Below are 13,851 nucleotides of genomic sequence, written 5' to 3'. Positions count from 1 at the left end.
TTCGCGCCAACCCGACCACGCAGGACGGCGCCGCCCGGCAGGGGCCTGCGGCGCAGGAGGTTGCCATGGGCAGCATGAGTATCTGGCACTGGATCATCGTCGCCGCGATCGTGATGCTGCTGTTCGGCCGCGGCAAGATCTCGGACCTGATGGGCGACGTCGCCAAGGGCATCAAGGCGTTCAAGAAGGGCATGGCGGACGATGAGGCGCCGGCCCAGGGCACGCCGGCCCAGGCTCCGCCGGTCTCCGCGAACGAGCCCGTCCGCACGATCCCGCATGCGGGCCAGCCCGCGAGCGAGCCGAGCCCCGGCACGGCGATCCCGGCGAGCCATTTGCCGGCCCGCGACAAGCCCGTCTGAGGAGGTTGCCCGGAGCGGCTGGCACGCGAGCCGCGTTGGTGTAAGGGCTCATGCCGCGACGCGCCGGGCACCGTCCGCCCCGCTCGGGAAGGCGCGGCCCGCAGGGCCCCAGGAACGTCGACGACATGCTGGACATGAGTTGGGGCGAGGTGATGCTGATCGGCGGCGTCGCCCTCATCGTGATCGGGCCGAAGGATCTGCCGAAGGCCTTGCGCACCGTCGGGCAGATCACGGGCAAGCTGCGCCGCATGGCCGGCGAGTTCCAGATGCAGTTCAACGAGGCGATCCGCGAGGCCGAGCTCGACGAGGTGCGCCGCGAGGTCGACGGCATCAAGCGGACGGTCGGGTCGGGCACTCAGGGCTTCAATCCGGTCCAGACCATTCGCGACGAACTCAAGGGTGCGATCGAGGCCCGTGAGGGCCGCAATGCCGCGAAGCCGGGTCCCGACGCCCTCGCTGAAGCGACGGCGCAATTGCGGGCGGAGGCCGGGTATAGTGGCAGCCAGGGGGGCAGCTACGATGTGCCGCGTCCGCCGCACGCGCCAGCCGCCGACCCGCTCGCTTCCGATCAACCCGCCACACCGCCGGGCGCCTGAATCATGATCAACGAGGCGGATGAGGCGGAGATCGAGGCCTCGCGGGCCCCGCTCATCGAGCACCTGATCGAGCTGCGCTCACGGCTGATCAAGTCGCTCGTCGCGTTCGTGGTGATGTTCTTCGGATGCTTCTTCTTCGCGAAGGACATCTACAACATCCTCGTCCACCCCTACGTCTCGGTGGTGGGCGCGGAGAACGCGAAGCTCATCGCGACGCACTTCCTCGAGCAGGTCTTCACCAACATCAAGCTCTCGGTCTTCGGCGCGGCCTTCCTCGCCTTTCCGGTGATCGCGACGCAGATCTACGCCTTCGTGGCGCCGGGCCTCTACCGCAACGAGCGCAAGGCCTTCCTGCCCTACCTGATCGCGACCCCGATCTTCTTCGTGCTGGGCGCGCTGGTGGTGTTCTTCCTCGCCATGCCGCTCCTCATCAAGTTCTCGGTGAGCCTGCAGCAGGTCGGCGTGGCGGGCGAGCCGACGATCGCGTTGCTGCCGAAGGTCGACGAATACCTCTCGCTGATCATGACCCTGATCTTCGCCTTCGGCATCGCCTTCCAGCTGCCGGTGATCCTGACGCTGCTCGGCCAGATCGGCGTCATCGACTCCGCCTTCCTGAAGGAGAAGCGCCGCTACGCCATCGTGCTCGTCTTCGTGGCGGCGGCGATCCTGACCCCGCCCGACGTGATTTCGCAGCTCTCGCTCGCGATCCCGATGCTCCTCCTCTACGAGGCCTCCGTGCTCTCGGTCTCCCGCATCGAGAAGGTGCGCGCGGCCCGGCGCGCCGCCGAGGGGCTGGAGCCTTAGGGCGGTTCCTGGCCGGTCCCGCGCGGGGCGCCTGGTCCCGCTCGGCGCGGCGCCTCCGGCCTTGTCCCGCGGGGAGCGATGCTGCAAAGCGTCTGCGCCCAGGATCAGAGCCGTCCCATGCACGACATCCGCGCCATCCGCGAGAACCCGACTGCGTTCGATCACGACCTGCAGCGGCGCGGGCTCTCGCCGCTCTCCGCCGAGCTGATCGCCCTCGACGAGGCCCGCCGCGGCGCGGTCTCAGCGGCGCAAGGGAATCAAGAGCGGCGCAACGCGCTGGCCAAGGAGATCGGCGCGGCCAAGAAGGCGCGCGACGAGGCGCGGGCGGAAGGATTGATGACCGAGGTCGCCCGCCTCAAGGAGGAGGGGCCGGCCCTCGACGCGGCGCAAGCGGCGGCCGCCAGGGCGCTCGACGAGCGCCTCGCCTCGATCCCGAACCGGCCAAAGACCGATGTTCCGGAGGGCGCCGACGAGCACGGCAACGTCGAGTACCGCCGCTTCGAGCCGACCCATCCCTGGCTGGAGAAGGGCCGCCAGCATTTCGAACTTGGCGAAGCCTTCGGATTGATGGATTTCGAGGCGGCGGCGCGGCTCTCGGGCTCCCGCTTCGTGGTGCTGAAGGGTCAACTCGCCCGATTGGAGAGGGCGCTCGGCCAGTTCATGCTCAATCTCCACACGACAGAGCACGGCTACACCGAGGTGGCACCGCCGATCCTCGTGCGCGACGAGGCGATGTTCGGCACGGCGCAATTGCCGAAATTCCGCGACGACCAGTTCGCGGCGGGCGACGGCTACTGGCTGATCCCCACGGCGGAAGTCCCCCTCACCAACCTCGTGCGCGAGAGCATCCTGTCCGAGGGCGAACTCCCCTTGCGCTTCACCGCCCTCACGCCCTGCTTCCGGGCGGAAGCGGGCGCGGCGGGGCGCGACACCCGCGGCATGCTGCGCCAGCACCAGTTCAACAAGGTCGAACTTGTCTCGATCACGGCGCCGGAGAAGTCGGCGGAGGAGCACGAGCGCATGCTCGCCTGCGCCGAGGCGGTGCTGAAGGCCCTCGAGCTGCCCTTTCGGGTGATGACGCTGTGCACCGGCGACATGGGATTTGCATCGCAGAAGACCTACGACATCGAGGTCTGGATGCCCGGCCAGGAAACCTACCGCGAGATCTCCTCCTGCTCCGTCTGCGGCGACTTCCAGGCGCGGCGGATGAACGCGCGCTACCGCTCGAAGGACGGCAAGCCCGCCTACCTCCACACCCTGAACGGCTCGGGCGTCGCGGTCGGCCGCGCGCTGATCGCCGTGATGGAGAACTACCAGAACCCGGACGGCAGCGTCACGATCCCGTCCGCGCTCCAGCCCCATATGGGGGGCCTCAACCGGATCGAGGGACCGAAGATCTGATGCGCATTCTCGTCACGAACGACGACGGCATCCACGCGCCGGGGCTGGAGACGCTGGAGACCATCGCACGCCACCTCTCCGACGATGTCTGGGTGGTCGCTCCCGAGACCGATCAATCCGGCGTCTCCCATTCCCTGTCGCTCAACGATCCGCTGCGCTTGCGCCAGGTCGCGGAGAAGCGCTTCGCCGTGAAGGGCACGCCCTCCGACTGCGTGATCATGGGCGTGCGCCACATCCTCGAGGAGCACGGGCCGGACCTCGTGCTGTCGGGCGTGAACCGGGGCCAGAACGTCGCCGAGGACGTGACCTATTCGGGTACCATCGCGGGCGCGATGGAAGGCACCATCCTCAATGTGAAGTCGATCGCGCTCAGCCAAGCCTACGGCCCGGGGGGCGCGGGGCGATTAAGTGGCACTGCGCCGCGCATCACGGTCCGAAGGTGATCCGTAAGATCCTGGAGACCGGGATCGAGCCCGGCATCCTCGTCAACGTGAACTTCCCCGATTGCGAGCCGGAGGAGGTCGCGGGGATCGCGGTGGCGGCCCAGGGTCAGCGCAACCAAGCGCTGCTGGCCATCGACGCGCGCCGGGACGGGCGCGGCAACCCCTATTTCTGGCTCGCCTTCGCCAAGGCGCGTTTCGAGCCCGGCCGCGGCACAGACCTCAAGGCCATCGCCGAGAACCGCATCTCGGTGACGCCCCTGCGCCTCGACCTCACCGACGAGCCGACGCTGACGCGCTTCGCGCAAGCCTTCGCGGAATAGGGCCGTCGCGGAATAGGGCGCGGTAGGGGCCGCGAGCGGAGCTCGGCCCCTGGCCCTTCGGGGTGCATCCGTGCGAGCCTGGGCCGGTGACGAGCGCCGATCCGATATCCAGACCCGACGACGCGGGCAGCGCCGTCGAGAACGCCGCCTTCGTGCTGGCGCTCCGCGAGCGGGGCGTGCGCGACAGGGGCGTCCTACGGGCGATGGAGCTCGTGCCCCGGGAGCGGTTCGCGCCGGCGGCCCACCGGGATCTGGCCCGGCGCGACCTCGCCCTGCCGCTGCCCTGCGGAGCCACCATGACGGCGCCGACGACGGTGGCCGCGATGCTCGTCGCCCTCGATCTCGCGCAGGGGCAGCGGGTACTCGAGATCGGCACCGGCTCCGGCTACGCCACCGCCCTGCTGCTGCAACTCGGCGCCGGCGCGGTCACGAGCCTGGAGCTCTACGCGGGCCTCGCAGCGGCCGCCCGCGAGAGGCTCGGCCCGGCCGCGGGCCTGCGCATCCTGCGGGCGGACGGCCTCGCCCGGCTGGCGGAGGGCGCCTTCGATCGCATCCTCGTCAACGGCTCGGTGCCGGGACTTTCCGACGGCCTCGTCGCCGCGCTCGCACCCGGCGGCCGGCTCGTCGCCGGTCTCGCCGGCACGGAGAATCGGGGAATCGGCCGCCTCGTCATGGTAGAGCGGAGGGACGATGGCTTGGCCGAATCGCTCGGGGTGGCCCTGCGCCTCGTTCCCCTACAGGCAGGACGCGGAGCGGCGGCCTGACCGGCACCCGGGGCCCTGTGGCGCGTGTGCAACCCAAGGCTCGGCAAAGGTTCCATCACACCGCGAAACAGGGTGAACAGGAACGGTTGCTTAACCTGAATCCGGTTTGAATGACGGCATCAAGTTGCGTCAGGCAAACGGGTGCGTCGATGCGGGTTCGCGGGGCTGGTCGGGGGATGCGGGCACTGTCGCGCTTCGCCCTCATCGGGGTCATCGGTGGCGGCGCCGCCGCCTGTTCTTCGGATGCCTCGCGGCTCGGGGATCCGTTCGTGAATCCCTTCGCCTCGAATCTGTCGAGCGAGCCCTCCGCCACCGGCAGCCTGCCGGAAGGCGAGACGGCACCCGCCCCGGCGATCCGCACGGGCCGCATCCAGTCCGAAGCGCTGGGCGATCCGGCGAGCGCCCCCTCAGCCCGGTCGCGCCTCGCCCCGCACCCGCCCTCGCCCGTCCGATCCAGCCTCCGGCGCAGAGCACCCGCGTCGCGGCGACGGGCGCCGCCGGCTGGAACGCCCAGGGCGGCACCCGCATCACCGTCGCGCAGGGCGACAGCCTCAACCAGATGTCGACCCGCTACGGCGTGCCGGTCTCGGCCATCCTCTCGGCCAACGGCCTGACCAGCGCCGCGCAGGTGACGCCCGGCCGCCAGATCGTGATCCCGGTCTACAACGCCTCGGGCATGAACCCCGACGCGATGACCGCGCGCACCGTCCCGGCCGCGCCCCAGGAGCGCCTGCAATTCTCGAAAGGCCCGAAGCCTGCCGAGAAGGCCGCCGAGGCCAAGGCGCAGGCCGAGAAGGCTCAGGCCGACAAGCTTCAAGCCGACAAGGAGGCGAAGCGCCAGGCCGAGAAGCTCGCCGAGGCCAAGCTCGAAGCCAAGCGCGAGGCTGACCGCAAGGTGGCCGAGACCCGCAAGCTCGCCGAGGAGAAGGCGCGCAAGGAGGCTGCCCAGAAGGAGGCTGCCAAGAAGCACGTCCGCCCGGGCCAGACCGCCAAGGTCGAGCCGAAGGCCGAGACCAAGGTCGAGGCAAAGCCCGATCCGAAGGCGGAGGCCGCCGCCAGGGCGAAGGCCGAGGCCACGCGCGATGCGGCCAGGAAGCTCGCCGAGGCGAAGGCTGCCAAGGAAGCCGCCGAGAAGGCCGCCAAGGATGCGAAGGAATCCGAGAAGGCCGCCAAGGTCGCCGCCGCCAAGCCCGCTCCCGCCAAGCCCGCGCCGGCGCCCGAGAAGTCGGAGCCGTCCGCCACCGGCTCGGTCGCCGCGGCCGCGCCCGCCGCGCCCGATCAGTCCTTCCGCTGGCCGGCCAAGGGCCGCGTGATCTCGGGCTACGGCTCCAGCGGCAACGAGGGCATCAACATCGCGGTACCCGAGGGCACGGCTGTGAAGGCCGCCGAGGACGGCACCGTCGCCTACGCCGGCTCCGACGTGAAGGGCTACGGCAAGCTCGTGCTGGTGCGCCACACGAACGGCTTCGTCTCGGCCTACGCCCACAACGGCGAGATCGACGTGAAGCCCGGCGAGAAGGTGAAGCGCGGCCAGACGATCGCCAAGTCGGGCGCGTCGGGCAACGTGACCTCGCCCCAGCTCCACTTCGAGATCCGCAAGGGCGGCTCGCCGATCGACCCGATGTCGCAGCTCGCCAGCAACTGACGCGGGCGGCTCGGACGCAGAGTTCGAGGGGGCGGTCCCGGCGGGGGGCCGCCCCTTCGCGTTTCGGGCCTCAGCCGAGCCGCTGGCCGAGCCGCCCTGCGAGGTCCTGGATGAACTGGAAGGCGGTGCGGCCGGAGCGCGAGCCGCGGGTCACGGCCCATTCGAGGGCTTCCGCCCGCACCCGCTCGGGCTCGGCCGTCAGGCCGTAGCGCTCGACGTAGGCGCGGATCATGGCGAGGTACTCGTCCTGACTGCACTTGTGGAAGCCGAGCCAGAGGCCGAACCGGTCGGACAGGGAGACCTTCTCTTCCACCGCCTCGCCCGGGTTGATCGCCGTCGAGCGCTCGTTCTCCACCATCTCGCGGGCGAGGAGATGCCGCCGGTTCGAGGTGGCGTAGAACAGCACGTTCTCTGGTCGTCCCTCGATGCCGCCGTCGAGCGCCGTCTTCAGCGACTTGTAGGAGGTGTCGTCGGCGTCGAACGACAGGTCGTCGCAGAACACGATCCAGCGGTGCGGGTCGGCGCGCAGCCGCGCCATCAGATCGGGCAGCGCCTCGATGTCCTCGCGGTGGATCTCCACGAGCTTCATCGGCAGCGCGCCCTCGGGCCGCTTGGCGTTCGTCTCGGCGTGCACCGCCTTGACGAGGGAGGACTTGCCCATGCCGCGCGCCCCCCAGAGGAGCGCGTTGTTGGCGGGCAGGCCGCGGGCGAAGCGCTCCGTGTTCTCGGCCAGCGTGTCGCGGGCCCGGTCGATGCCGGTGAGCAGGCCCATCTCGACGCGGTTGACCCGCGGCACCGGGATCAGCCGGCGCTCCGGGCCCCATAGGAAGGCGTCGGCCGCCGTCAGGTCGGGGGCAGCCGGCTCGCGCGGGGCGGCGCGCTCCAGAGCCGTCGCGATGCGCTCCAGGAGCGGCAGGAGCGTGTCGAGGGTGGTGGGACTCGTCATGGGAACGCCGGGCTTCGCGCCTGTGGTTGCAGGAGGGCTGGGTCGCTGTTTAGGGGGATCGGACGCGGAAATCACCGCTCCTGCGCGACGGAGGTTCCGTCTTTGTCGCGGCCCGCAGCCCGCGAAGTCCGATTCGCCTCACCCATCCGGCGTTGCTTTCACTTAGGCCGTGGCTATAGTCCGCGCGCTTTTTGGGCCCGGCCCGGCGAGGCCGTGTGGGCCACCGGGCGGCCTCACGCTTTTTGAGGAGTCACGCGCTTGATCACCCCCGCCTTCGCGCAAGGGGCCGGCACCGCTTCCAGTGGGGCGGACATCGCCTTGCAGCTGGTGCCGTTCGTCCTCATCTTCGTGATCATGTACTTCCTGATCCTGCGGCCGCAGCAGAAGCGGGTCCGGGATCATCAGTCCATGGTCAAGAACGTGCGCCGCGACGACACCATCGTCACGAACGGTGGCCTCATCGGCCGCGTCGTCAAGGTGAACGACGAGGCGTCCGAGATCGAGGTCGAGATCGCGCCCAACGTCCGCGTCAAGGTCGTCCGGTCGATGATCTCCGAGGTCCGCGTCAAAGGCGGCCCCGTCAAGGCGGCCTGAGCGCCGCTCACGGTGCCGGCCTGATCCCATCCCCGGCACGCAAACGTCACAGCAGGACCGGCGGATGTTGCGCTTCTCCCGAACCAAGATCATCGCGACGCTCGCCGTCATCCTGATCGGCCTCAGCCTGGCCGTGCCGAGCTTCTTCCCGGCCGACAGCCGCAAGGCGTTCATGGCCGCGCTGCCGGGCTGGTTCCCGAGCTGGATCATCCCGCAGCGGGCGATCGTGCTCGGCCTCGATCTCCAGGGCGGCTCGCAGCTCCTGCTCGAAGTCGACCAGAACGAGCTGATAGCCTCGCAGGCCAAGGCGCTGCGCGACGACGTGCGCCGCATCCTCCAGCAGGAATCGGTCCGCGCCGAGGGCGGCATCCAGCTCCTGCAGCGGGGCGTCCAGCTGCGGATCGCGGAAGCCGCCGCCCGCGCCAAGGTGATGCCGAAGCTCCAGGAATTGTCTCAGCCGATCTCGAACCCTCTCGTCGGCCAGACCGGCGGGCGCACCGTCGAGATCGTCGACCAGCCGGACGGGCCGATCCGCCTGACGCTCACCGACGCCGGCGTCAACGAGCGGACGCGCCGCGCCGTGAGCCAGGGCATCGAGGTCATCCGCCGACGCCTCGATTCCACCGGCACGACCGAGCCCTCGATCCAGCAGCAGGGCGCCGACCGCATCCTGATCCAGGTCCCGGGCGAGCAGAACCCGGAGCGGCTTGAGAAGCTCCTCGGCTCCACCGCCAAGCTCGAGTTCCGGATGCTCGCCGACAGCCCGTCCGGCGACGTCGACCTCCTGCCCTCGAAGGACGAGAAGGGCGCCAAGGTGCCCGTGGAGCGCCGCGTGATGGCCGATGGCGGCGATCTCACCGACGCGCAGCCCGCCTTCGACCAGCAGACCCACGAGCCGATGGTGAGCTTCAAGTTCAACCTGAAGGGCGCCCAGCGCTTCGGTCAGGCGACCTCGGAGAATGTCGGCCGGCGCATGGCGATCGTCCTCGACAACGAGGTGGTGTCGGCTCCCGTGATCCGCTCCGCTATCACCGGCGGCAACGGCCAGATCACCGGCAATTTCACGGTTCAGCAGGCCAACGACCTCTCCGTTCTGCTGCGCGCCGGCGCATTGCCCGCAAAATTCACCGTGGTCGAGCGCCGCGTCGTCGGCCCCGGCCTCGGGCGCGACTCGATCGAGGCCGGCAAGCTCGCGACGCTCGTCGCGGCCGTGCTCGTCGTCGCCTTCATGTTCCTGACCTACGGGACCTTCGGCTTCATCGCCAACATCGCGCTGATCGTCCATGTCGGCCTCATCCTCGGCCTGATGTCGGTGCTGGAGGCGACGATGACGCTGCCCGGCATCGCCGGCATCGTGCTCACCATCGGCACGGCGGTGGACTCGAACGTGCTGATCTACGAGCGCATGCGCGAAGAGTCCCGGGCCGGTCGCTCGCTGATCTCGGCACTCCAGGCCGGCTTCGACCGGGCCTTCGCCACCATCATCGACTCGAACTCCACGATGGCGATCGCGGCGCTGATCCTGTTCTTCCTCGGCTCCGGCCCGGTGAAGGGCTTCGCCGTCGTCTTCATTCTCGGCATCCTCACCACGGTCATCACCGCGGTGACGCTGACCCGCATGATGATCGCCGTGTGGTACAATACGTTCCGCCCGAAAGCCCTGCCGTTCTGACGGCGGGGCCTTCGCCGTTGGCCCCGCGGCCGCGCCGCCCGCAGCGGCGCGCCGGCCGACCTCAAGATGGACGGGCCTGGAGCCGCTTCCCGGAGCGGCACCGGCCCAGAACCCGAGACCGATCATGCGTCTGCTCCGCCTCTGGCCCGACGAGTCGCACTTCGACTTCATGCGCTACCGGCGCTTCAGCTTCCCGCTCTCGGCGCTGATGTCGGTGGCGACGGTCGTGCTGTTCCTCACGATCGGGCTGAACTTCGGCATCGACTTCAAGGGCGGCACCCTCGTCGAGTTGCAGGCGAAGTCCGGCACGGCGGACGTCGCGGCGGTGCGCCACACCGCCAACGGCTTCGGCTTCGGCGAGTCGGAGGTGCAGGAGCTCGGCGGCCAGGGCAACATCCTGGTGCGCTTCCCCCTCCAGGCCGGCGAACAGGGCCAGACGGCGGTGATGCAGAAGGCGCACGCCGCCTTCGACGCCGACTACGAGTTTCGCCGCACCGAGACCGTGGGACCGCGCGTCTCGGGCGAGCTCGTGCAATCGGGCACCCTCGGCGTCGTCCTCTCGGTCGTCGCGGTGCTGCTCTACCTCTGGTTCCGGTTCGAGAGGGAGCTGGCGCTCGGCGCCATCGTCGGCACGCTGCACGATATCGTGCTCACCGTCGGCATCTTCATCCTCACCCGCATCGAGTTCAACATGACCTCGATCGCGGCGATCCTCACCATCGTCGGCTACTCGCTCAACGAGACCGTCGTGGTGTTCGACCGGACCCGGGAGCTGATGCGCCGCTACAAGACGATTCCCACGGTCGAGCTCCTGAACCTCTCGATCAACTCCACCATGTCGCGCACGGTGATGACCTCGATCTCCACCGCCCTGTCGCTGCTGGCGCTCGTCCTGTTCGGCGGCGAGGCGATCAAGGGCTTCGCGGTGGTGATGCTGTGCGGCGTCGTGATCTGCACCTACTCGGCGATCTTCATCTCGACCCCGGTGCTGATCTATCTCGGCCTGATGCTGTCGGGCACCCGCGCCCAGGCCCGCGAGCGGGGCGACCTCGCCCAAGCGGCGGAATAGGGGCGGGGCGACGCCGGATGAGCGAGCCCGGCCGTCTCAACGACGGATTCGTCCCTGGACGCTACCTGATCGACGCCTATGGCGGCGGCGGCTTCCGCTTCGCGGAGATGAGCCACCGCGGCTCGATCCTGGTGCTACCCTCCGGCATCCGGGCCTGGGACGTGGCGGAGGCGTCCGCCATCGGCCGCGATGCCCTGCGCCCGGTCCAGGCGGAGGCGGGCGCGATCGATCTCCTCCTCGTCGGCACCGGTCTCGACATCGTGCCGCTGCCGCCCCCTTGCGCGCGTGGCTCAAGGAGAACGGCATCGGCCTCGACGTGATGCAGACGGGGGCGGCCGCCCGCACCTACAACATCCTGATGGCGGAGAACCGGAAGGTTGCCGCCGCCCTGATCGCCGTCGCGTGAGCGCCTCCGTTTGAGCGAGACCGAGACCAGCACCAGCACCGGCAACGGGCTCCCCTTCGCGCTCCAGCACTGCGAGTCGATGGTACGGGAGGGCGATCCGGACCGCTACTTCGCGACCCTGTTCGCGGCGGCCGAGGCGCGTCCGCACCTCTTCGCCCTCTACGCCTTCAGCCTGACGATCGCGCGCGTCCGCGAGGCGGCCTCGAACCCGATGGCCGGCGAGATCCGCCTGCAATGGTGGCGCGACGCCCTCCAGGGCGAAGCCCGCGGCGATGTCCGTGCGAACCCCGTGGCGGCGGCGTTGGAGGATGCCATCGTCAAGAGGCGGCTCGGTCGCCAGCCCTTCGTCGACCTGATCGACGCCCGCGTCTTCGATCTCTACGACGACCCGATGCCCCGGGTGAACGACCTCGAAGGCTATTGCGGCGAGACGGCCTCGTCCCTGTTCCGCCTCGCGAGCCTCGTCCTCAGCAACGGGGTGGAGCCCGGCGGCGCCGCGGCCGCGGGTCACGCGGGCGTCGCCTACGGCATCACGGGCCTGTTGCGGGCGCTGCCCTGGCACGCGCGGGCGGGGCAGGTCTACTTACCGGCTGACATCCTGCGCGCGCACGGCGTCACCCGCGAGGATATCGTCACCGGCCGCGGCGGGCCGGGGCTTGTCGGCGCGACCCGCGATCTGCGGGCGCTCGCCCGCCGTCATCTCGCGGCCTACGAGGCGGCCCGCGCCACCATCGCGCCGGCCGCGCAGGCGGCCTTCCTGCCCGTCGCCCTCGTCGAGCCCTACCTCGCGGCGATGGACCGGCCGGGCTACGACCCGCTCAGCACGCCAGTCGAGATCCCGCGCTGGCGCCGGCTCTGGCGGCTCTGGCGGGCAGCGCGGCGGATCCGCTGAAAGGCCGCTAAGCCGCCCGGAGTGACAGAGGCACGTGTTCCTCAGCAACACTCTCTGAATGCATGATTAATCCGCGTTGAGCCGTCTCGCGGGCTCTGCTAGCAACGCTTTACGGCCCGGCCAGAAGATCGGGCGTGCGGAGGAGCGTGACGCCCGTGGAAACCTGGAATCAAGTCTACGACCCGTTCGGGAACGCGTGGCTATCAACGCTCGCGGCCGCCCTTCCGGTCGTCGCGCTGCTCGGCATGATCGCGAGCGGCAAGGTCAAGGCCCATATCGCGGCCGTCCTGTCCCTCGTCATCGCGCTGCTCGTCGCGATCGTGGCCTTCGGCATGCCGACGGGCCTCGCGCTCCGCGCCTCCGCCTACGGCGTGGCGCTCGGCCTGTTCCCGATCGGCTGGATCATCCTCAACGTCATCTTCCTCTATCGCCTGACGGTGGAGAAGGGCTGGTTCGCCACCCTGCAGCAATCGGTGGCGGGCATCACGACGGACCGGCGCATCCAGCTCCTGCTGGTCGCCTTCGCCTTCGGCGCCTTCTTCGAGGGTGCCGGCGGCTTCGGCACCCCGGTGGCGGTGACAGGTGCGATCCTGATCGGCCTCGGCTTCTCGCCGCTGGCAGCATCGGGCCTCTCGCTCATCGCCAACACTGCGCCCGTCGCCTATGGCGCGCTCGGCGCCCCGATCCAGGGCCTCGCCTCGGTCACCGGCTACGACCCCTACATCCTCGGCGCCATGATCGGCCGGCAGCTCCCATTCTTCTCGGTGATCGTGCCGTTCTGGCTGATCTGGGTGTTCGCGGGCTTCCGCGGCATGCTCGCGATCTGGCCGCCGATCGCCGTCTGCGGCATCTCCTTCGCGCTCGCGCAATTCCTGATCTCGAACTACATCAACCCCTGGATCGTCGACATCGGCGCCTCGCTCGTCTCGATGGGCGCCCTCGTCCTGTTCCTGAAGGTCTGGCGGCCGGCGCAGATCTGGACCTCGCCGGCGCTGCGCGGCCACGATCCGTCCATCGGCTACGGCACAGAGCCGCGTCCCGTTGCCCTCGGCGCGGGCGTGCCCGGCGATATGCCGCGCGTCCATACCGGCGCCCGCACCGCGACCTCCAGCGAGATCGCCTGGGCCTGGGTGCCGTGGATCATCCTGTCGGTCGTCGTCGCGATCTGGGGCACCGGCTGGTTCAAGAGCCTCGTGAACCCGATCTTCACGATCAAGTACGAGGTGCCGGGCCTGCACAACGTGATCATGAAGGTGCCGCCCGTCGTCGCCAAGGCGCATCCGGAGGCGGCGGTCTTTGCCTTCACCTACATGTCCTACACGGGCACGGGCGTGCTCATCGCCGCGATCATCTCCGGCCTGATCATGCGCTTCTCGCCCTGGCGCCTCGTCACCGCTTATCTCGAGACGATCTGGGTGCTGCGCTACTCGCTCATCACCATCGCGGCGATGCTGGCCCTCGGCGTCCTCACCCGCTACGGCGGCGTCGACGCGACGCTGGGCCTCGCCTTCGCCGGCACGGGCATCCTCTACCCGTTCTTCGGCACCCTGCTCGGCTGGCTCGGCGTGGCGCTGACGGGCTCGGACACCGCCTCGAACGTGCTCTTCGGCGGCCTGCAGAAGATCACCTCGGAGCAGCTCGGCCTGTCGGGCATCCTGATGGCCTCGGCGAACTCGTCCGGCGGCGTGATGGGCAAGATGATCGACGCGCAGTCGATCGTCGTGGCCTCCACGGCCACCGGCTATTTCGGCCAGGAGGGCAAGATCCTGCGCTTCGTGTTCTGGCACTCGATCGTGCTCGCCTGCATGGTCGGCGGACTCGTGATGCTGCAAGCCTACGTCTATCCGTTCAACGCGATGGTCATCCACCCGTAGGGTCGGCCGCACCGGCGCACGCAGCAGCCCGCTCCGGCCCTCGGCCGGAGCGGGCTTTTTCATGTC

General features: G+C 69.6%; 12 protein-coding genes and 2 pseudogenes. 13 read left to right on the top strand and 1 reads right to left on the bottom strand.

The window, feature by feature from the left end:
• Positions 1-65 precede the first annotated feature (65 nt).
• From DK389_RS29340 to DK389_RS29310, 7 genes and pseudogenes are all read left to right on the top strand, one after another.
• Positions 66-359: a twin-arginine translocase TatA/TatE family subunit gene (locus DK389_RS29340; RefSeq protein WP_109895085.1), complete on the top strand. Its 294-nt coding sequence runs from the start codon at positions 66-68 to the stop codon at positions 357-359.
• Between the two features lie 125 nt (positions 360-484).
• The gene (gene tatB / locus DK389_RS29335) at positions 485-955 is read left to right on the top strand and encodes a Sec-independent protein translocase protein TatB (protein WP_109895083.1); all 471 of its coding nucleotides are present in this window, start codon (positions 485-487) and stop codon (positions 953-955) included.
• 3 nt (positions 956-958) lie between these two features.
• Positions 959-1,759 carry a twin-arginine translocase subunit TatC gene (gene tatC / locus DK389_RS29330; protein ID WP_109895081.1) on the top strand — a complete coding sequence of 267 codons (801 nt, stop codon included), beginning with the start codon at positions 959-961 and terminating at the stop codon, positions 1,757-1,759.
• A gap of 117 nt (positions 1,760-1,876) precedes the next feature.
• Positions 1,877-3,160, top strand: coding sequence for a serine--tRNA ligase (gene serS, locus DK389_RS29325; protein WP_109895079.1), 1,284 nt, complete (start codon positions 1,877-1,879; stop codon positions 3,158-3,160).
• Positions 3,160-3,923: pseudogene (surE, locus tag DK389_RS29320) on the top strand (5'/3'-nucleotidase SurE). The gene serS and the pseudogene surE overlap by 1 nt, the downstream one beginning before the upstream one ends.
• Before the next feature lie 86 nt (positions 3,924-4,009).
• A complete protein-coding gene (locus DK389_RS29315) occupies positions 4,010-4,687 on the top strand; it encodes a protein-L-isoaspartate O-methyltransferase family protein (RefSeq protein WP_236960429.1) in 678 nt (225 codons plus the stop codon).
• Positions 4,688-5,246: 559 nt separating this feature from the next.
• Positions 5,247-6,332 (top strand): LysM peptidoglycan-binding domain-containing M23 family metallopeptidase, encoded by a 1,086-nt coding sequence (locus tag DK389_RS29310; RefSeq protein WP_236960428.1) that lies wholly within the window; start codon positions 5,247-5,249, stop codon positions 6,330-6,332.
• A gap of 70 nt (positions 6,333-6,402) precedes the next feature.
• On the opposite strand, the gene DK389_RS29305 is transcribed toward DK389_RS29310, so the two are convergent.
• The gene (locus DK389_RS29305) at positions 6,403-7,278 is read right to left on the bottom strand and encodes an ATP-binding protein (RefSeq protein WP_109895077.1); all 876 of its coding nucleotides are present in this window, start codon (positions 7,276-7,278) and stop codon (positions 6,403-6,405) included.
• Positions 7,279-7,536: 258 nt separating this feature from the next.
• Between DK389_RS29305 and yajC the strand changes: the two genes are divergently transcribed.
• From yajC to DK389_RS29275, 6 genes and pseudogenes are all read left to right on the top strand, one after another.
• Complete coding sequence (yajC, locus tag DK389_RS29300; protein ID WP_109895075.1) at positions 7,537-7,872, top strand: preprotein translocase subunit YajC; 336 nt, start codon at positions 7,537-7,539, stop codon at positions 7,870-7,872.
• Between the two features lie 64 nt (positions 7,873-7,936).
• On the top strand, positions 7,937-9,544 hold the full coding sequence (gene secD / locus DK389_RS29295) for a protein translocase subunit SecD (protein ID WP_109895073.1): 1,608 nt from the start codon (positions 7,937-7,939) through the stop codon (positions 9,542-9,544).
• Between the two features lie 124 nt (positions 9,545-9,668).
• Positions 9,669-10,613: a protein translocase subunit SecF gene (gene secF, locus DK389_RS29290; protein ID WP_109895071.1), complete on the top strand. Its 945-nt coding sequence runs from the start codon at positions 9,669-9,671 to the stop codon at positions 10,611-10,613.
• A 17-nt stretch (positions 10,614-10,630) separates the two neighbouring features.
• Positions 10,631-11,019: pseudogene (locus DK389_RS29285) on the top strand (Mth938-like domain-containing protein).
• A 79-nt stretch (positions 11,020-11,098) separates the two neighbouring features.
• Complete coding sequence (locus tag DK389_RS29280) at positions 11,099-11,911, top strand: phytoene/squalene synthase family protein (protein ID WP_109896948.1); 813 nt, start codon at positions 11,099-11,101, stop codon at positions 11,909-11,911.
• A 155-nt stretch (positions 11,912-12,066) separates the two neighbouring features.
• On the top strand, positions 12,067-13,785 hold the full coding sequence (locus DK389_RS29275) for an L-lactate permease (protein ID WP_418291982.1): 1,719 nt from the start codon (positions 12,067-12,069) through the stop codon (positions 13,783-13,785).
• The last annotated feature ends 66 nt before the right edge of the window (positions 13,786-13,851 follow it).

This window comes from Methylobacterium durans (assembly GCF_003173715.1).
GTDB lineage: Bacteria > Pseudomonadota > Alphaproteobacteria > Rhizobiales > Beijerinckiaceae > Methylobacterium > Methylobacterium durans.
Note: the sequence above shows the minus strand (reverse complement) of the source record. Positions and strands in the feature narration are given on the sequence as shown.

What these genes read in the sequence shown, in the direction of transcription:
- DK389_RS29340 (WP_109895085.1), top strand. Translation starts at nt 66, where the DNA reads ATGGGCAGCATGAGTATCTGGCACTGGATCATCGTCGCCGCGATCGTG.
- tatB (WP_109895083.1), top strand. Translation starts at nt 485, where the DNA reads ATGCTGGACATGAGTTGGGGCGAGGTGATGCTGATCGGCGGCGTCGCC.
- tatC (WP_109895081.1), top strand. Translation starts at nt 959, where the DNA reads ATGATCAACGAGGCGGATGAGGCGGAGATCGAGGCCTCGCGGGCCCCG.
- serS (WP_109895079.1), top strand. Translation starts at nt 1,877, where the DNA reads ATGCACGACATCCGCGCCATCCGCGAGAACCCGACTGCGTTCGATCAC.
- DK389_RS29310 (WP_236960428.1), top strand. Translation starts at nt 5,247, where the DNA reads ATGTCGACCCGCTACGGCGTGCCGGTCTCGGCCATCCTCTCGGCCAAC.
- DK389_RS29305 (WP_109895077.1), bottom strand. Translation starts at nt 7,278, where the DNA reads ATGACGAGTCCCACCACCCTCGACACGCTCCTGCCGCTCCTGGAGCGC.
- secD (WP_109895073.1), top strand. Translation starts at nt 7,937, where the DNA reads ATGTTGCGCTTCTCCCGAACCAAGATCATCGCGACGCTCGCCGTCATC.
- secF (WP_109895071.1), top strand. Translation starts at nt 9,669, where the DNA reads ATGCGTCTGCTCCGCCTCTGGCCCGACGAGTCGCACTTCGACTTCATG.
- DK389_RS29280 (WP_109896948.1), top strand. Translation starts at nt 11,099, where the DNA reads ATGGTACGGGAGGGCGATCCGGACCGCTACTTCGCGACCCTGTTCGCG.